Source organism: Bradyrhizobium sp. SZCCHNR3119 (assembly GCF_032487775.1).
Classification (GTDB): Bacteria; Pseudomonadota; Alphaproteobacteria; order Rhizobiales; family Xanthobacteraceae; genus Bradyrhizobium.
Window position 1 is genome coordinate 195,771 of record NZ_JAUEUV010000002.1, and the last position, 17,754, is coordinate 213,524.

Consider the following 17,754-nt stretch of genomic DNA (forward strand, 5'->3'; position numbering starts at 1 on the left):
TACGCATTTGCGGTTCTCCCGCGGGGACGCTTTATTCGATGGCTGATCGGTACCAGGATAGACCCTTTCCCGCTGATGGTTTTGGTCGGGGTGGCGGGTCCGCGCAACCGGAGAGTGATCCGCTTGCCGAGCTCGCTCGCCTGATCGGGCAGAACGACCCGTTCGCTGCTCAGACCACGCGCAATGTTCCTTCCGGCGCACCGCGCGCAGCCGCGCCGCGCCCGTCAACGCCGCTGCCGCCGGTCGAGCCGGTTGCCGAGCCCGCACCGTCAGCTGGGCCGCCATCCTGGATCCAGCGCGCCAACCGGCAGGAAATCCCGCGAAATCAGCAGCGGGAGGCCCCAGCCACCGCGCGCGATCCGTTCGCGGAACTCGTGCGCGAGCCGCAGCGGCCTGCTGCCGGATATCCTGCGGCGGGGGGCTATCAGGATCCCAACGCCCTTTCGCGGGATTTTCCCGAACAGGATTTCGAAGCCCAGGAGTTTGCGACGCGGCAGAGTGCGGCGCGGCCGGAGGCTCCCCAATCCTATCCGCGGGATGATTTTGCCGATGACCTCGCCAAGCTGAACTTTGGCGCCACCGACCCGCATCGCGGCTTTGGCACCGATCCCGGCCTTCATCATGAGGCGGCGTTCGACGAACCGGAGCCGGATCCGTCTCGCTACGACGACGCGCTGTTCGGGCCGGCCGGGCATGAAGCCCAGGATTTTCACGGCGAGCAGGAATTCCACGAGGATCACTACGCCTACCAGGACGGCTACGACGAGGCCGACGAGGAGGAGGAGCCGAAGCGCCGCGGCGGTGGGATGACCACTGTGTTTGCGATCCTTGCGCTTGGCGTTCTCGGCACCGGTGGCGCGTTCGGTTATAAGACCTACTTCTCGACCACCCGGAGTGGCGAGGCTCCGATCATCAAGGCGGACAACAGCCCGACCAAGATCATGGCCTCGCCGGCAGACTCGACGCCCAAGGTTCCCGATCGGTTGATCGGAGATGGCGGCGAGAAGCTGGTGTCGCGCGAGGAAACCCCGGTCGATGTGAATTCCAGGTCCGTCGGCCCTCGGGTGGTCTTCCCGCAGCTCAATCAGAATGCCAATCCGCCGCCTCCGTCGAGCGTTTCGACCGCTGGCATGCCGCCCGCGGCTGGCGGCAACAACGGCATCTTGCCGAACAGCGACCCGCGGCCGATCAGCACGCTGCGCATCAGCGGCAATTCGGCCGGTACGACGTCGGCCGATGCCAGCGGCGGGGATGCCGCAGTCGCGGCAGCGCCTCCTCCTGCAACAAAGCCGGCGACCAAGCCGACGCGCAATTCGCCCGCCAATGCGAATGCATCCGTCAACAACGCGCCGCTCTCGCTGAACCCGCAATCGGCAGCTCCGGCGCCGTCGAGCCGCGTCGCAGCCGTCGCGCCGACCGAATCGGCGCCGGCTGCGAGCAGGAGCGGCGGCGGTTATCTCGTCTCGATTTCGTCGCAGGTCAGCGAAGAGGATGCGCTGTCGTCCTACAAGGTGACGCAGAGCAAGTATTCCTCGGTGCTGGGAAGCTATTCACCGATCATCAGGCGCGTGGATATGCCTGACAAGAGCGTGCGATACCGTGCCGCTGTCGGGCCGTTTGCGACGCGCGAGGAAGCCAACCAGATGTGCGGAACGTTGAAAACTGCCGGCGGACAGTGTTTCGCGTTTAGTAACCACTAACCCTGGCTTGACCGGTCTCGGGGCGAGGTCTAATCGGCCCCGATGACCATACGGGCCTTCATTACCGGCGTTTCCGGACCTGAGCTCAGCCCCGCCGAGCGGGCCTTCATCCGCGACGCTGCGCCCTGGGGTTTCATCCTGTTCAAGCGCAATGTGCAGTCGCCGGCTCAAGTGACTGCACTTGTTGATGAACTCCGGGATGCCGCAGGCCGCGCCAATGCCCCTGTGCTGATCGACCAGGAGGGCGGGCGGGTGCAGCGGCTTGGGCCGCCACACTGGCCGGTCTATCCGGCAGGCGCCGCGTTCGGTCGGCTCTATGACATTGATTCGGCGCTTGGCCTTGAGGCTGCCCGGCTCAGCGCCCGCCTCATCGCCGATGACCTCGGGCGGCTTGGGATCAGCGTGGATTGCCTGCCCTTGGCCGACGTTCCCGTCTCCGGCGCCGATGCCGTGATCGGCGACCGGGCCTACGGTGAAACGGCGGACAAGGTCGCGGCCATTGCCCGTGCCGTCACCGAGGGACTGGAGCAGGGTGGCATTCTGCCCGTGCTCAAGCACATCCCCGGTCATGGCCGCGCCACGGCCGACACCCATTTCCGGTTGCCGACGGTGGACACCCCCGAATCCGAGCTCGATGCCACCGATTTCGCCGCGTTCCGGCCGTTGGCCGACCTGCCGATGGCCATGACTGCACATGTTGTGTTTAGCGCCATCGATCCCGCCCATCCGGCCACGACTTCTGCGACAATCATCGAACGGGTGATTCGCAGTCGGATCGGGTTCCAGGGTTTGTTAATGAGTGATGACGTGTCCATGAACGCATTGGCGGGCTCGATCGCCGAGCGCACACGCGCGATCATCGCGGCCGGCTGCGACATCGTTCTGCATTGTAACGGCAAGCTCGATGAGATGCAGGCGGTCGCGGCCGAGACGCCGGCATTGTCGGGAGCGGCCCTGGTGCGCGCCGATCGGGCGCTCGCCTCGCGCAAGCCCGCGGGTGCCTTCGATCGCATCGCCGCGCGCACCGAGCTCGACACATTGATCAACCGGCTGGGATCAGCGAACGCATGACCGCGGAAATCCTGTCTTTCGAAACCGGCCGGCCTGCCGAGCTGTCCGAGAGCGAACCGGCATTGGTGGTCGATGTCGAGGGCTATGAAGGCCCGCTCGACCTCTTGCTGGCGCTGGCGCGGCAGCAGAAGGTCGACCTCGCCAAGATCTCTATTCTGGCGCTGGCGGATCAATATCTGCAGTTCATCGAGGCTGCGCGGAAGATCCGGCTGGAACTTGCCGCCGATTATCTCGTCATGGCGGCCTGGCTCGCCTTCCTGAAGTCGCGGCTATTGTTGCCTGAGCCGCCTGCCGCCGAGGGGCCCAGCGCGGAGGAAATGGCGACTGCGCTCGCGAACCGGCTGCGCCGGCTGGAGGCGATCCGAGAGGCGGCGAACCGGCTGATGAACCGGCCGCAGTTCCAGCGCGACGTGTTTCCACGCGGCAATCCTGAGCCGATCGCGGAAGTCCGTCGTCCGAAGTACTCGGCGACATTGTTCGATCTATTGTCGGCCTACGCCACACAGCGTCAGCAGCGCGTGTTGACATCGGTGCATCTGGCCAAGCGAACGGTGTGGTCGCTCGCAGAAGCGCGAGCCTCTCTGGAGCGTCTGGTCGGTATGACCGAGGTCTCGGAAGACTGGGGCTGCCTGGACGATTACCTCTTGAGCTACGTGGTCGAGCCCGCACAACGCGCCACCATTTTCGCTTCGAGTTTCGCGGCCGCGCTGGAACTGGTGCGGGAAGGGCAGCTCGAACTGAATCAGAGGCAGGCGTTTGCGCCGCTGTATTTTCGCAAGCGTGCGCCCCAACCACCCGGTGCCATGAGCGCGCCGGATTTGACGGTTGAGTAACGAAGAAGGAGACCGTGCGATGGCAATCTTGGCGGAAGTACGCATGGAAGAGCCGGAAGACATCGCCGCCGAGCCGCAGGTGCGGCCGGAAGAATTGCGCATTCTCGAAGCCCTGCTTTTTGCATCGGCCGAGCCGCTCGATCAGGCTACGCTCGCCAAGCGCATGCCGGAAGGCGTCGATGTGAAGGCGGCGCTGGCGCAGCTCCAGGAGGAATACGCCACCCGCGGCGTGAACCTCGTGCGCGTGGCCAACAAATGGACGTTCCGGACTGCAGGCGATCTCGCCTGGCTGATGACCCGCGAGAGCACCGAAACCCGCAAGCTGTCGCGGGCGGCGATCGAGGTGCTCGCCATCGTTGCCTATCACCAGCCGGTCACGCGCGCCGAGATCGAAGAAATCCGCGGCGTCGTTACCTCGAAGGGGACCCTCGACGTGCTGCTCGAAACCGGCTGGATCAAGCCGCGTGGTCGCCGCAAGTCTCCGGGCCGTCCGCTCACCTTCGGGACCACCGATGCATTCCTTACGCAGTTCAGCCTTGAGGCGCTCGGCGACCTGCCGGGTCTCGAGGAGCTGAAAGGTACGGGGCTCTTGGATTCACGGCTGCCGACCGGCTTCACGGTTCCGACGCCATCGGACGACCCGACCTTGCGCGAGGACGAGGAGCCGTTGGAGCCGGGGGATCTCGATCTGGCGCTGGCGCCTGCGGTCGAACCGGAGGCGATCCACGAGGATACAGAAGCTTCCAACGAAGCCGAGCTACCGGACGTTCAAGACGCGGCAGCCGATGACGCCGCGGACGTGCGTTCCGAAAGCGATGCCCCGGAACCCGGCAACCCGCAGAGTGGTGAGCCGGACGAAACCTCGGACTAGCTGGACCGAGGTCCCATTAACACTCGCATTATTGCGTAGTGCTGGCCGTCATTTGCCGGAGCTTAAGTGCTTGTTTTTGGGGCTTGTCACGCCTACCTTCCGCTCAAGATCGGGCTTGAAGCGTCAAGTCTTCATCTAGTCTTCCGTGTTTATGTTGCTGTTTTGCGGCCGGATGCTAGAAGCGAGGCGGCGCGGTCAGGTCCATGACCAAGCGTGGATTTGGCATCGCGCTCGAGCGGCGATCGCCGGTCTTCCGCGCTGATGTTTGGAGGGTTGCAGGATGGGTTCGCTTAGCATTTGGCATTGGATCGTGGTGATCGCGGTCGTCCTGCTGTTGTTCGGGCGCGGCAAGATTTCCGACCTGATGGGCGATGTCGCGCAGGGCATCAAAGCCTTCAAGAAGGGCATGCAGGACGACGACAAGGCACCGGAGAAGGCCGAGCCGGTCAAGTCGATCGATCACGGCAGCACGCCGACCGCAACCCGCACTGATGTCGGCAGCAAGGCTGTTTGACAACGGTGTGACAGACGTAGACGGCGCCGGATTCGACGGGCAGGGACCGGATCATACGGGGCTCGGCGGCACGGGATTGGCAGGCGACGTCTCGTAGGCGGATTGTTTCATGTTCGATATCGGCTGGAGTGAGCTGCTCGTCATCGGGGTCGTCGCGCTGATCGCGATTGGCCCGAAAGAGCTTCCCGGTGTCCTGCGCATGGTCGGGCAGTGGATGGGCAAGGCTCGTCGGATGGCAGCCGAATTCCAGGGCCAGTTTCAGGAGGCGATGCGCGAGGCCGAAATGGCCGACCTCAAGAAGAGTTTCGACGAGGTTCGCGAGGCCGCGAGCGGCTTCAGTCCGACCGGGGTGATCAGCTCGCTTCAGCGCGATGTCGACAAGGCGCTGGATATCGAAGGTATCGACAAGCCGGTGGATACTCCCGCCGCGTCGAACGAGGCCGTCGCATCGGCAGCCGAGGCGCCGGCAGTGCCGACCACACCGGAGCCGCCGCACCCCGAAACGTTTGTCGAGGCGGAGGCGCACCCAGTGTCGAGCGAGCCGTTGGCCATCGTCCGCGAGATCAAGTCCGAGCCGAGCTCGGAGATCCAGCCTGAGACGATCGGGACAAAGGAAGCGGATCGGTTCAAGGACGCCAAAGCGTCATGACCGCTGAAGATATCGAAGCCAGCAAGGCTCCTTTGATGGATCACTTGATCGAGCTGCGCGCGCGGCTGATCAAGGCATTGCTCGGATTTGGGTTGGCCTTCATCTTCTGCTTTTTCTTCGCCAAGCAGATCTACAACATCCTGGTTCTGCCGTTCGTCTGGGTTGCCGGGCCGGAGAACAGCAAGTTCATCTACACACAACTGCTCGAATATTTCATCACCCAGCTGAAGCTCGCGCTGTTCGGCGCAGGCTTCATCTCGTTCCCGATCGTTGCAACGCAGATCTACAAGTTCGTCGCTCCCGGCCTCTACCGGCACGAGCGCCACGCCTTCCTGCCTTACCTCGTAGCCACGCCTGTGTTTTTCGTGCTCGGGGCCGCACTGGTCTATTTCGTGGTGTTGCCGATGCTGGTTCGCTTCTCGCTCGGCATGCAGCAGATGGGCGGCCCGGACACCGCGCAGATCGCGTTGCTGCCGAAGGTCGGCGAATACCTGTCCCTGATGATGTCGTTGGTGTTCGCCTTTGGCATCGCCTTCCAGCTCCCAGTCATCCTCACCCTGTTGGGGCGGGTCGGCATCGTCACCTCGCAGATGTTGCGCGAGAAGCGCCGCTATTTCATCGTGGTCGCCTTCATTATTGCAGCCGTGCTGACCCCCCCTGATGTGCTGAGCCAGGCCTCGCTCGCGATTCCGCTGCTGGCGCTCTACGAGGGCGCGATCATTGCCGTGCGCTTCGTCGAGAAACAGGCCGCCGCAGGCCGATCCGGCAGCAGTGCGTCGCCTCCGGCCGATCCGGCCGAGTAGCGCTGGGCGGCCTGCCGGCCTTGGCTGTTCCCATCAGGCCATAATCGGGGTACTGAAGCCGCCCGCGCGGCCGAGGGCGACTCGACCGTAATTCTTCGTTCCCAGGACCGAACGATCATGCACGACATCAGATCGATCCGTGACAATCCGCAAGGCTTTGACGCCGCGTTGAGCCGCCGTGGCTTGGCGCCTTTGTCGGCGCATCTGCTTGTGATCGACGAACGGAGGCGTACAGCGATCCTGGCATCCGAGCAGGCGCAGGCGCGGCGTAACGCTGCTTCGAAAGAGATCGGCGAGGCGAAGAAGGCCAAGGACGAGGCGCGTGCGAGCGCGCTGATGGAGGAGGTCGCCAAGCTCAAGACCAGCATGCCGGAGCTCGAAGCGGCGGCCAAGCAGGCCGACGAAGATCTGGCGCGCGAACTTGCCGCGATTCCCAATCTGCCGCTCGACGAAGTGCCGGAGGGCAAGGACGAGCACGCCAACGTGCAGCGCCATGTCTTTGGTGCCAAGCGCAATTATGCCTTCACGCCGAAGCCGCATGACGATCTCGGCGACGATCTCGGCTATATGGATTTCGAGACCGCGGCGAAGCTGTCGGGCGCGCGCTTTGTCGTGTTGAAGAAGGGGCTGGCGCGGCTCGAGCGCGCGATCGGCCAGTTCATGCTCGACCTGCATACCAACGAGCATGGCTACACCGAAATCAATCCGCCGCTTCTGGTCCGTAACGAGGTGATGTTCGGGACGGGGCAATTGCCGAAATTCGAGGACGACCAGTTCTGGGCGATCAAGGGCGAACTGCTGGCGTCGCCCGATGAACGGCTCAAGACCGATCGTCTCGGTCTGATTCCGACTGCCGAGGTCGCGCTCACCAATCTGGTCCGCGAGTCGATCTTGGATGAGAAGGAGCTGCCGATGCGGCTCACCGCGCTGACGCCGTGCTTCCGTGCCGAAGCAGGCGCCGCTGGCCGCGATACCCGCGGCATGATCCGGCAGCACCAGTTCAGCAAGGTCGAGCTGGTCTCGATCACGACGCCGGAGACCAGCAAGGACGAGCATGAGCGCATGCTGGCCTGCGCCGAGGAGGTGCTGCGGCAGCTCGACCTGCATTACCGGGTGATGACGCTGTGCACCGGCGACATGGGATTTTCCTCGCAGAAGACCTACGACATCGAAGTCTGGATGCCGGGGCAGGGCGATGGCGGCGCTTTCCGGGAGATCTCGAGCTGCTCGGTATGCGGCGACTTCCAGGCCCGCCGCATGGATGCGCGTTATCGGGCTGCCGACGGCAAGCCGCGCTTCGTCCATACGCTCAACGGCTCAGGGACGGCTGTCGGCCGGGCGCTGATCGCAGTCATGGAGACCTATCAGCAGGAGGACGGCTCGATCGCCGTGCCTGAGGTGCTGCAACCCTATATGGGCGGCCTGAAGGTGGTTGCGGCCGAGCGATAGAGACCGGCGGAATATTGCGGTCTTTCCGCTCCAGAGCGGTTGCGCTGCCGCCGCCCGCCGATATCCTCCCTCTGCACCAAGCAGCCGCTTTGCAGAGCCGCGATCGATGCCCCTGCACCGGGATATCTATTGGGTTGGGAGGCAATGGGCCGTCACCGGCCACGGCATCCAGGCCGTGGACCAGCGGTTGAAGGGCGCTTTCGACGTCGATCTCTCTCGGATCTGGCGCGACGATCTGCAGGATGGTTTGCGCGGGCTCGCCTGGTTCAACGAGGCCGACTTCGAAAAGGCGTTGGCCTCGGCGCGTGCGCGTTTTCCCAAGCTGGCGCAGGAAGCGCGCGAAGGGGCGGCCACAAGCGAGCCTGTGATGTCGGCGACCGCGCCAAATGCGCGACTCCAGTTGCGCACCCAGGGGCAGCTCGCGAAGTTCGTACCGCAATGGCGGATCAGGCGTTAACCGGATGCAACGTCCGACTCCGCATTTGCGGAGCGGATTCGCTGGATTTTTCTGGATCTCAGCGGGTTTGCCTCGGGTGCCGGCAGGGGATATGACACCTGTAACCTGATCTCGACTTCGCTTAGAGGTGGCCGGCAGCATGCGCATTCTTTGCACCAATGACGACGGCATCCATGCCCCCGGTCTGAAGGTCATCGAGGAGATCGCGCGCGCTCTGTCCGACGATGTCTGGGTGGTGGCGCCCGAACTGGATCAATCCGGGGTCTCTCATTCGTTGTCGCTGAACGATCCGTTGCGGTTGCGCGAGGTGGGACCCCGGCACTTCGCGGTGCGCGGGACGCCGACCGATTGCGTCATCATGGGCGCTCGTCACATCCTCGGGCCGAAGCTGCCGGATGTGGTGCTTTCGGGCGTCAACAAGGGGCGGAACGTCGCCGAAGACGTGGTCTATTCCGGCACCGTGGCCGGTGCCCTCGAAGGCACCATCCTCGGCCTGCCATCCTTTGCACTCTCGCAGGAGTTCTCGCTTGAGACCCGGAACAAGCCGGTTTGGGATACGGCGCGCAAATTCGGACCTCAGATCATACGCAAGGTGCTCGAAGCGGGCGTCCCGAAGAACACGGTGGTCAATGTCAATTTTCCTGCCCGGACGCCGGAAGAAGTCCATGGCATCCGCGTGACCCGTCAGGGCAAGCGGAATCTCGGATTTCTTAACGTGGAAGAGCGCCGCGACGGGCGCGGCAATCCGTATTTCTGGATCGGCTTTGAGCGCTCGGCCGTGCTCGATGCGCCGGAGCAGGGAACGGACCTGGAGGCTCTTGCGGCGGGGTACGTATCAGTCACGCCGCTGCGGCTCGACCGTACCGACGAGGCCTTCTCTGGCGCGCTGAGCGGGATTCTCGGCTAGTTGGGCCTGCGCTTATGACGATGTCGCGCCACGCAGGACATTGTCGATCGCCTTGCTGAGCGTTTCCAACTGGAACGGCTTCTGCAGGGCGGGGCGGTCGCGATATTCCTCCGGAAGCCCAGCCGAGCCATAACCCGTGGCAAAGATGAACGGGCGATTTCGCGCCTTGATCACGTCGGCAACGGGGGAAATCACCTTGCCGTTGACGTTGACGTCGAGGATGGCGACATCGAAATAGGTGCTCTCGGCGAGCCGCATGGCCTCGCCGATCTCGCCGGCCTCTGCGACGACGGTGTAGCCGAGCTCTTCGAGCATGTCGGCGACCATCATCCTGATCATGACTTCATCTTCAACCAGAAACACGGAGCCGCGTGGTGGCCGCGGTGCAGTCATGAATTTCAGTCCTCGCCTTTACCGAGAACGACGTTCGCAAATTACCGCAAACGGCGCAACGTCAACAGCGTTGTCCCCAGGCGGATCGTCCCAGGTCTGGTCACTCTGGCCGTGGCAGGTTCTACGCTCCCAACGACGAACTCTCCGGCTTGTTCCGGCAGCGGAACACGTTTTTGTGTCAGGACGGCCGGAGGTGGGAGCCTGATGCGGAAAACCGCTGCTCCGTCGCCAAGATGATGCTTGTATAGGTCGGTATGCAACGAGATGGCGCGATGGCTCCGAAAGCTCCTCCGGAAAAGATGATGTTTCAGCTGACCATGCGTCGGCGGGGGATCAGCGATCAATCCGTGCTGCGGGCGATGGAGGAGGTGCCACGGCACGAGTTCGTCGGGCCCGCGGACCGGGCCGACGCTTATCGCGATAGCGCGCTCGCGATTGCGTGTGGCCAGACCATCAGCCAACCCTTCGTCGTGGCCTATATGACCGAGCAGCTGAAGCTGCAGAAAACAAGCCGCGTGCTCGAGATCGGGACCGGGTCGGGATACCAGGCCGCCATCCTGTCGCGCTTGGCGGGGCAGGTGTTGTCCATCGAGCGCTTCCGAACCCTCGCCGATGCGGCACGGGAGCGGCTCGAGAAGCTCTCCTGCTTTAACGTCGAGGTCATGTTGGGGGATGGATTTTCCGTCCCGCCCGGCGCCGGGCAGTTCGACCGCATCATCGTGACGGCCGCGATGGAGGATGTCCCGCAAAGCCTGCTCGACCGACTCGAGCCCGACGGTATCCTGATCGCGCCGGTGGGGCCGAATCACGGCGTCCAAACTCTCGTGCGCGTCACCCGCACGGGTGAAAATTTCGCGCGAAAGGAGCTCGTCGACGTGCGATTTGTGCCGGCAATTCCGGGAATTGCACGTGAACTCTAAAGACGCGGATTAGCTGGCGCGACAACACCTTATCGGCAGCTTAAGCGGTTATTTACCGCGGGCGTGTTTACTCAAATTCGTAGTTTGTTGCGTACGAGTGAGTAACCATGCTTGTGATTATCGAGTTGCTTCGCTCGCGCCGCCTTCCGCAGGTCACGGCGCTGGCGGTCATGTCGTTCGGCTTTGCCGGCTGCAGCGCCGATATGTCGACACGGCTATCGCAAAGCCAAAACTCATTCTCCAATCCGTTTGCATCCGAGGCAACCGGGTCGGTGCAGGCGCCCGCTCCGGTCGAGCGGCGCCCCGCCGCGCAATACAATCCTCCGGCGCCGGCCGCCTATTCATCCTCGGCGCTGCCGCCGCCCGTTGCCGCGCCGCAGACCTATCCGTCGGGCGGAGGCTCGGGCGGGGTGTCTGCGGGCGGGCGAGGCGTGGCGTCGTATGCGCCGCCGGCGCCCGTCTATGCCGCGGCTCCGGCTCCGGCTCCGGCTCCAGCGCAAACCTACGCTGCCCCGCGCCAGCCGCATCTTGAAACGACCGGCACGGTGCCGCCGCGTTCGGTCGCAGCGGTTCGGCCCGCCGGCGGCACCAAGATCATTGTCGGTACCAGCGATACGCTCGAGATCCTGGCGCGCCGCTATCACGTGACGCCGGCAGAGATTCTCGCTGCCAACGGTTACAAGGGGCCGCGCGTGCTCTCGCCGGGGCAGCAGCTCATCATTCCAAATCCTGCCGCCGTGGCCGCGGCGCCGGCAACGATGGCGGCGCCAGTCGCCGCTGCACCCAGGTCGGTTGCCGTGGCGGCTCCAGTCGCCGCGCCGAGCGTGCACTTCGTCAATCGGGGCGACACGCTGGCCAGCATCGCGCATCACAATCATATCTCCGTCGCCGAACTTGCGCGCGCCAACGGTTTGACGCCGACCTCGCCCTTGAAGCTGGGAGCCAAGCTGACCATCCCCGGAAAGACGGTGGCTGTAGCTACGCCCGCAGCTCCGGTCGCAGCCGTACCCCAGGCGGCTGCGACCGTGCCGACGCCGGCGCCGACGACCAGGGTCGCCACGGCGGGTCCCGTGCAGACCGCGCGGCTTGCCCAAGCCAATCCAGCCCCGGAGAAGGAAGTCGAGCCGGCCAAGCCGGCTGAGACCACCAGTGCGCTGCCGACCTTCCGTTGGCCCGCCCGCGGCAAGGTGATCACCAGCTACGGCGCCAAGACCAACGGCAAGGCCAACGACGGCATCAACATCGCGGTCCCCGAGGGCACGCCGGTGAAGGCCGCCGAAGACGGTGTGGTCGCTTATGCCGGCAACGAACTGAAGGGTTACGGCAATCTGGTCCTGGTGCGGCATTCCAACGGCTATGTCACCGCATATGCCCATGCGAGTGAGCTGATGGTGAAGCGCGGCGATACGATCAAGCGCGGCCAGGTCATTGCCAAGTCGGGTCAATCGGGCGAAGTGGGGTCGCCGCAGCTCCATTTCGAGATCCGCAAGGGATCGACGCCGGTTGACCCGCTGCAATTCCTGAATGGAGCATGACGCACGGCGCCGCTGGTTAAAGCGGGCGATCCGGTGCTCCGTGACGGTCCATGCGTGATCCGGTACGCCGCCGCATACCGGCTTCCCCGCCTTCGCGGGAGATGACTGCGGCTTGGCTAGCTCACTCCGCTGTCAGCCTGACGCCGCGCCGTCCGGCCAGGTCCTGGATGAACTGCCAGGCAACGCGGCCGGAGCGCGAGCCGCGCGTGGTGGCCCATTCCAGCGCCTCGTGCTCCAGCTCCTGCTCGTCGACCTTGATGCCGAAATGGCTGCAATAGCCGTTCACCATGGCCAGATATTCGTCCTGGCTGCAGCGGTGGAACCCGAGCCATAGCCCGAATCGATCGGACAGCGAGACCTTCTCCTCGACGGCCTCGCCCGGATTGATCGCGGTGGATCGCTCGTTCTCGATCATCTCGCGCGCCAGCAGATGGCGGCGGTTGGAGGTGGCGTAGAGGATCACGTTCTCCGGCCGCCCCTCGATGCCGCCCTCCAGGACCGCCTTCAACGACTTGTAGGAGGCATCGTTGCCGTCGAAGGAGAGGTCATCGCAGAACACGATGAAGCGGAACGAGGACGCGCGGAGGATGTCCATCAGGGCGGGCAGGCTCTCGATATCCTCACGGTGAATCTCGATGAGCTTCAGCCGATCGGTGCCCTTGCGATCCAGATTGATGGTGGCGTGCGCGGCCTTCACCAGCGATGATTTGCCCATGCCTCGCGCGCCCCAGAGCAGCGCATTGTTGGCAGGCAGGCCGTCGGCGAAGCGCTCGGTGTTCTCGATCAGGATGTCGCGCATCCGGTCGACGCCCTTCAGCAGATCGATCTCGACGCGGCTGACCCGCGGCACCGTGCCGAGCCGTCCGTTCGGATGCCAGACGAAGGCATCGGCGTCCTCGAACGAGGGGAGCCTGTTCGCAGGCGGCGCCGATGCGGCGAGGTGCGCCGCAATGGCCTCCAGCGCAACGGCAATGCGCTGGGGTGTGTCGTCCGCCGACGTGCCGAGGCGTTTTGCCGCGACTTTCAGTTGCTTTTGCAATGCGGATTTGGCGGGCTTTCGGGAGCGGGCTTTGACGGCTTTTTTTGACATGCTGCAAGTTCCTGACCGTGCAGCCATATCGACCCGGGGCGGCGGTCGCAAGCTTGCCTAAATGAAAGGCTGGTCCACGTTGCAATTGGGACTAAGGCCGCTATATTCCGCGCGAATTTCCTGCCTGTCCGGCCCGCCGCCCGGCGGCTCGCCGGCGATTCCCGTCTCCCGACGAGACGGACCTCACGAGGACCAAAGCGCATGCTGATCACTCCTGCCTATGCCCAGGCCGCGGCCGCCGGCGACACCAACAGCATGCTGATGTCGCTGCTGCCCTTCGCGCTGATCTTCGTGATCATGTACTTCCTGATCCTGCGGCCGCAGCAGAAGAAGGTCAAAGAGCACGCCGACCTCGTCAAGAACGTCCGCCGGGGCGACACGATCGTCACCCAGGGCGGCTTGGTCGGCAAGGTCACCAAGGTCATCGACGATGACCAGGTCGAGTTCGAGATCGCCGACGGCGTCCGCGTGCGGCAGATGCGGCAGATGATCACCGGTGTCCGCACCAAGGGCGAGCCGGCCAAGGAGAAGGCCGACGCGAAGGACGAGAAGGCGGCGAGTTGAATTTGTCCTTACGGATTCGTGGCGCGTCGGTGTCGCGCCGAACGGTCGCTCTGATCTGACGGATCACGCAAATGCTTTATTTCACGCGGTGGAAGGCGCTGGGCATCATCCTCACGGCGCTCGTGGTGTGCCTGTGCGCCGTCCCCAATTTCTTCCCTGAGGCGACCGTCAAGAGCTGGCCGCTCTGGGCGCAGCGGCACCTTGTGCTGGGCCTCGATTTGCAGGGCGGCTCGTACCTGCTGCTCGAGGTCGATTCCAACTACATCAAAAAGGAGCGGCTCGACTCCGTCCGCGATGACGCGCGCCGCACGCTGCGCGATGCCAAGATCGGCTATACGGGCCTTGCCACACGCGGCGATGTCGTCGAGGTCAAGATCAGCAAGGAGACCGAGGTTCCGACCGCGCTGTCCAAGCTGCGCGAGCTGTCGCAGCCGCTCGGCGGCTTGCTTGGCTCCAATGGTCAGCGTTCGCTGGAGGTCTCCGACGCCGGGGGTGGACTGATCCGGCTGACCATTCCTCAGGCGGCGATCACCGATCGCATCCGCCAGACCATCGACCAGGAAATCCAGATCGTCGAGAAGCGTGTCAATGAGCTGGGCACCGTCGAGCCCGTCATTCAACGGCAGGGCACCGATCGCATCCTGGTCCAGGTGCCCGGCCTGCAGGACCCGACCCAGCTGAAGGAGCTGCTTGGTAAGACGGCCAAGATGGAATTCCGCATGGTCGATACGTCGGTCCCGGTGGACCAGGCGCTGCAGGGCAGGGTACCGGCGGATGACGAGGTGCTGCAGAGCGCGTCGGCACCCAACCAGCCTTATGTGATCAAGAAGCAGGTGCTCGTCTCCGGCGGCGATCTCAGCGACGCACAGACCGGCTTCGACCAGCGCACCAGCGAGCCGATCGTCACCTTCCGCTTCAATTCGGCGGGCTCGCGCAAATTCGCGCAAGCGACCACTGAAAATGTCGGGCAGCCGTTTGCGATCGTGCTCGACAACAAGGTGATCTCAGCGCCGGTGATCCGCGAGCCGATCACTGGCGGCTCCGGCCAGATCTCCGGGAATTTCACCGTCCAGTCCGCCAACGAACTTGCGATCCTCTTGCGTGCCGGCGCGCTGCCGGCGCCACTTACCGTGATCGAGGAACGCACGGTCGGTCCGGGCCTTGGTCAGGATTCGATCGCCAAGGGCGAGCTCGCGGCCTATGTCGGCTCGATCCTGGTCGTCGTCTTCATGCTGCTGACCTACCGGTTGTTCGGCCTGTTCGCCAACATCGCGGTGGCCGTGAACGTGGCGATGATCTTCGGCGTGCTGTCGTTCCTGAACGCCACGTTGACCTTGCCCGGTATCGCCGGCATCGTGCTGACGGTCGGCATCGCGGTCGACTCCAACGTGCTCATCTATGAGCGCATCCGCGAGGAGCTGCGCGGCGGCCGCAACGCCATCTCGGCGATCGACGCCGGCTTCAAGCGCGCGCTGTCGACCATCCTCGACTCCAACATCACCACCTTCATCGCCGCCGCCGTGCTGTTCTACATCGGCACCGGGCCGGTGCGCGGCTTCGCCGTGACGCTCGGCATCGGCATCATCACCACGGTCTTCACCGCCTTTACCCTGACCCGCCTGATCGTGGCGTGGTGGGTGCGGTGGAAGCGGCCGCAAAGCGTGCCCATTTAGGAGCTGCCGTGACACACTGGATTCTTCTCGGGCTTGGCATCCTGATCGTGGTGCTGGCGGTGGTCAGCGCACTTGGCGTGCTGCCGTCGCTGCGCATCGTGCCCGACAACACGCATTTCGATTTCACCCAGTTCCGGCGGATCAGCTTCCCGATCTCGGCGGTGCTGTCGATCATGGCGATCACGCTGTTCTTCACCCACGGCCTGAACCTGGGCATCGACTTCAAGGGCGGTACCTTGCTGGAGGTCCGCTCCAAGTCGGGACCTGCCGATCTCGCCACCATGCGTGCGACGCTCGGCAAGCTTGGCCTCGGCGAGGTGCAGCTGCAGCAGTTCGGCGGTCCTGAAGAGGTCCTGATCCGCGTCGCCGAGCAGCCCGGTGGCGACACCGCGCAGCAGGAGGCCGCCAACAAGGTGAAGGCCGCGTTGGGCGATGCGGTCGATTATCGCCGCGTCGAGGTGGTGGGACCGCGCGTCTCGGGCGAATTCCTGGCCTACGGCATGCTCGGCCTGATGCTGGCGATCGTCTCCATCCTGATCTACCTCTGGTTCCGGTTCGAATGGCAATTCGCGCTCGGCGCCATGATCGCCAACGTCCACGACATCGTGCTGACGATCGGCTTCATGTCGATCAGCCAGGTCGATTTCGACCTCACCAGTATCGCGGCGCTTCTGACGATCCTCGGCTACTCGCTCAACGATACCGTCGTGATCTACGACCGTATCCGTGAGATGTTGCGCCGTTACAAGAAGATGCCGATGCCGCAGCTGCTCAACGAATCGATCAACTCGACGCTGTCGCGCTCGATCATCACCCACGTCACCGTGACGCTTGCGCTGCTCGCGCTGCTTCTGTTCGGCGGCCAGGCCATCCACAGCTTCACCGCGGTGATGATGTTCGGCGTCGTGCTGGTCGGCACCTACACCTCGATCTTCATCGCCTCGCCCATCCTGATCTATCTTGGCGTGCACTCGGTCCGCGCCGAGGCGCAGGAGGACAAGCCCGCGCCGAAGAAGAAGTCGCCCTGATCCGGAATCCCTCGGATCATATCCGAGGGCCGCAAGTTAGGTCGGGCATGGCCAATCCCAACGACACCCCGCATTTTCCACGATCGGCGCCGATTGACGGCTACGGCAAGGGCGGTTTCGTCTTTGCCGGCATGTCGCATCGCGGCTCGCTGCTGTGCCTGCCGGATTCGATCTGGGCCTGGGACGTGACGCAGCCCGGCCAGATCGATCGCTATTCGCTCAAACGTGTTTTCGATGCGGCCAATACCATCGACACGTTGATCGTCGGCACCGGAACCGAGGTCTGGATCCCGCCGAATGACCTGCGCGCGGCTTTGCGTGCGCTGCGGGTTGTGCTCGATCCCATGCAAACCGGTCCTGCGATCCGCACCTATAACATCATGATCGGTGAGCGGCGACGGGTCGCCGCCGCGCTGATTGCCGTTCCATGAGTGGAACGGTCGATGGCGACGGTGCCGCGGCGTTCTGCGCTGCGCTGGTGCGCGAGCATGACTTTGATCGCTATGCGGCAACGCTGTTCGTCGCGCCAGATCTGCGGCGCGCGCTGCTGGCGCTCTACGCTTTCGACGTCGAGATCTCCCGCATCAGGGATGTCGTATCCCAGCCTCTGCCTGGCGAAATTCGCCTGCAGTGGTGGAGCGACGCCCTCACAGGCGAGGAGCATGGCGGCGTAGAGGGCAATCCGGTCGCGGCCGAGCTGCGATCGGTGGTGCGCGCGTTTTCATTGCCGCTCGATCCCCTGACACGATTGATCGACGAGCATCAGTTCGATCTCTACAACGATCCAATGCCAACCATGGCGGCGCTCGACGGCTATCTCAGCGACACGCATGCGGCGCTGTTCGCCTTGGCGGCAAGGATTACGGCTCCGCCGTCGTCCGAGATCGACCATCTCGTGCGTCACGCTGGGCTTGCACAGGGAATTCTGCAGCTGCTGGCATCATTGCCCCGAGATGCTGCTCACCGGCAACTCTTCATTCCCCTCGATCTTCTGCAGCGTCACGGCAGCAACCTCGAGGAGGTCTTCACGGGTCAGCTGACGCCCGCACTTCGCGCGGCGCTGGGCGATTTGCTCGCGGAGGCACGGCAGCATCTGGACATGGCCCTGGCGTTGCTTGCTGAGGCGCCGCGCGAGACTCGTCCAGTATTCCTGCCGCTGGCGCTCCTGCGCCGCGACCTTGCACGCGCTTCGCGTCCAGATAACGATCCGTTCCGCCCCCAAGCACGCTCGCACCTGTCGGCCTTGTGGACGTTATGGCGCGCTTCGAAGTCGGGGCTCTTCCGCGGCCGCTGAAGC

Annotated in this window: 19 protein-coding genes; 17 read left to right on the top strand and 2 right to left on the bottom strand. The window is 64.2% G+C overall.

Annotation, left to right across the window (positions count from 1 at the left end; all coding sequences use genetic code 11):
• Positions 1 to 38: 38 nt before the first annotated feature.
• The 10 genes from QX034_RS28165 to surE all read left to right on the top strand — a co-directional run bounded on the left by QX034_RS28165 (position 39) and on the right by surE (position 9,254).
• The gene (locus QX034_RS28165) at positions 39 to 1,700 is read left to right on the top strand and encodes an SPOR domain-containing protein (RefSeq protein ID WP_315704132.1); all 1,662 of its coding nucleotides are present in this window, start codon (positions 39 to 41) and stop codon (positions 1,698 to 1,700) included.
• A gap of 42 nt (positions 1,701 to 1,742) precedes the next feature.
• Positions 1,743 to 2,771, top strand: coding sequence for a beta-N-acetylhexosaminidase (gene nagZ / locus QX034_RS28170; protein ID WP_316196177.1), 1,029 nt, complete (start codon positions 1,743 to 1,745; stop codon positions 2,769 to 2,771).
• Positions 2,768 to 3,604, top strand: a complete 837-nt coding sequence (locus tag QX034_RS28175) for a ScpA family protein (RefSeq protein ID WP_315742259.1) — start codon at positions 2,768 to 2,770, stop codon at positions 3,602 to 3,604. Before nagZ ends, QX034_RS28175 begins: the two co-directional genes overlap by 4 nt.
• Positions 3,605 to 3,623: 19 nt before the next feature.
• On the top strand, positions 3,624 to 4,475 hold the full coding sequence (gene scpB, locus QX034_RS28180; protein WP_410050934.1) for an SMC-Scp complex subunit ScpB: 852 nt from the start codon (positions 3,624 to 3,626) through the stop codon (positions 4,473 to 4,475).
• A gap of 280 nt (positions 4,476 to 4,755) precedes the next feature.
• Complete coding sequence (locus QX034_RS28185; RefSeq protein ID WP_315704129.1) at positions 4,756 to 4,989, top strand: twin-arginine translocase TatA/TatE family subunit; 234 nt, start codon at positions 4,756 to 4,758, stop codon at positions 4,987 to 4,989.
• A 109-nt stretch (positions 4,990 to 5,098) separates the two neighbouring features.
• The gene (tatB, locus tag QX034_RS28190) at positions 5,099 to 5,638 is read left to right on the top strand and encodes a Sec-independent protein translocase protein TatB (protein ID WP_315704128.1); all 540 of its coding nucleotides are present in this window, start codon (positions 5,099 to 5,101) and stop codon (positions 5,636 to 5,638) included.
• Positions 5,635 to 6,441 (top strand): twin-arginine translocase subunit TatC, encoded by an 807-nt coding sequence (gene tatC, locus QX034_RS28195; RefSeq protein WP_315704127.1) that lies wholly within the window; start codon positions 5,635 to 5,637, stop codon positions 6,439 to 6,441. Before tatB ends, tatC begins: the two co-directional genes overlap by 4 nt.
• Positions 6,442 to 6,558: 117 nt before the next feature.
• Positions 6,559 to 7,890, top strand: a complete 1,332-nt coding sequence (serS, locus tag QX034_RS28200; RefSeq protein ID WP_315704126.1) for a serine--tRNA ligase — start codon at positions 6,559 to 6,561, stop codon at positions 7,888 to 7,890.
• Between the two features lie 106 nt (positions 7,891 to 7,996).
• Positions 7,997 to 8,347 carry a hypothetical protein gene (locus QX034_RS28205; RefSeq protein ID WP_315704125.1) on the top strand — a complete coding sequence of 117 codons (351 nt, stop codon included), beginning with the start codon at positions 7,997 to 7,999 and terminating at the stop codon, positions 8,345 to 8,347.
• Positions 8,348 to 8,486: 139 nt separating this feature from the next.
• A complete protein-coding gene (gene surE / locus QX034_RS28210) occupies positions 8,487 to 9,254 on the top strand; it encodes a 5'/3'-nucleotidase SurE (protein ID WP_315704124.1) in 768 nt (255 codons plus the stop codon).
• Between the two features lie 12 nt (positions 9,255 to 9,266).
• Here surE and QX034_RS28215 read toward each other — a convergent pair whose 3' ends face one another.
• Positions 9,267 to 9,647, bottom strand: coding sequence for a response regulator (locus QX034_RS28215; RefSeq protein WP_315704123.1), 381 nt, complete (start codon positions 9,645 to 9,647; stop codon positions 9,267 to 9,269).
• Positions 9,648 to 9,919: 272 nt separating this feature from the next.
• On the opposite strand from QX034_RS28215, the gene QX034_RS28220 reads away from it, so the two are divergent.
• Together QX034_RS28220 and QX034_RS28225 are read left to right on the top strand one after the other, a co-directional pair.
• A complete protein-coding gene (locus QX034_RS28220; RefSeq protein ID WP_315704122.1) occupies positions 9,920 to 10,567 on the top strand; it encodes a protein-L-isoaspartate(D-aspartate) O-methyltransferase in 648 nt (215 codons plus the stop codon).
• A 107-nt stretch (positions 10,568 to 10,674) separates the two neighbouring features.
• Positions 10,675 to 12,102 carry a LysM peptidoglycan-binding domain-containing M23 family metallopeptidase gene (locus tag QX034_RS28225; RefSeq protein WP_315704121.1) on the top strand — a complete coding sequence of 476 codons (1,428 nt, stop codon included), beginning with the start codon at positions 10,675 to 10,677 and terminating at the stop codon, positions 12,100 to 12,102.
• A 121-nt stretch (positions 12,103 to 12,223) separates the two neighbouring features.
• Here the strand turns inward: QX034_RS28225 and QX034_RS28230 are convergent, their stop codons facing one another.
• Positions 12,224 to 13,192 carry an ATP-binding protein gene (locus tag QX034_RS28230; RefSeq protein ID WP_315704120.1) on the bottom strand — a complete coding sequence of 323 codons (969 nt, stop codon included), beginning with the start codon at positions 13,190 to 13,192 and terminating at the stop codon, positions 12,224 to 12,226.
• A gap of 201 nt (positions 13,193 to 13,393) precedes the next feature.
• On the opposite strand from QX034_RS28230, the gene yajC reads away from it, so the two are divergent.
• The 5 genes from yajC to QX034_RS28255 all read left to right on the top strand — a co-directional run bounded on the left by yajC (position 13,394) and on the right by QX034_RS28255 (position 17,751).
• On the top strand, positions 13,394 to 13,756 hold the full coding sequence (gene yajC, locus QX034_RS28235; protein WP_315704119.1) for a preprotein translocase subunit YajC: 363 nt from the start codon (positions 13,394 to 13,396) through the stop codon (positions 13,754 to 13,756).
• Positions 13,757 to 13,827: 71 nt separating this feature from the next.
• Complete coding sequence (gene secD, locus QX034_RS28240) at positions 13,828 to 15,429, top strand: protein translocase subunit SecD (RefSeq protein ID WP_315704118.1); 1,602 nt, start codon at positions 13,828 to 13,830, stop codon at positions 15,427 to 15,429.
• 8 nt (positions 15,430 to 15,437) lie between these two features.
• Positions 15,438 to 16,457 (top strand): protein translocase subunit SecF, encoded by a 1,020-nt coding sequence (gene secF, locus QX034_RS28245; protein WP_315704117.1) that lies wholly within the window; start codon positions 15,438 to 15,440, stop codon positions 16,455 to 16,457.
• 47 nt (positions 16,458 to 16,504) lie between these two features.
• Positions 16,505 to 16,888, top strand: coding sequence for an Mth938-like domain-containing protein (locus tag QX034_RS28250; RefSeq protein ID WP_315704116.1), 384 nt, complete (start codon positions 16,505 to 16,507; stop codon positions 16,886 to 16,888).
• Positions 16,885 to 17,751 (top strand): phytoene/squalene synthase family protein, encoded by an 867-nt coding sequence (locus QX034_RS28255; RefSeq protein WP_315704115.1) that lies wholly within the window; start codon positions 16,885 to 16,887, stop codon positions 17,749 to 17,751. Before QX034_RS28250 ends, QX034_RS28255 begins: the two co-directional genes overlap by 4 nt.
• The last annotated feature ends 3 nt before the right edge of the window (positions 17,752 to 17,754 follow it).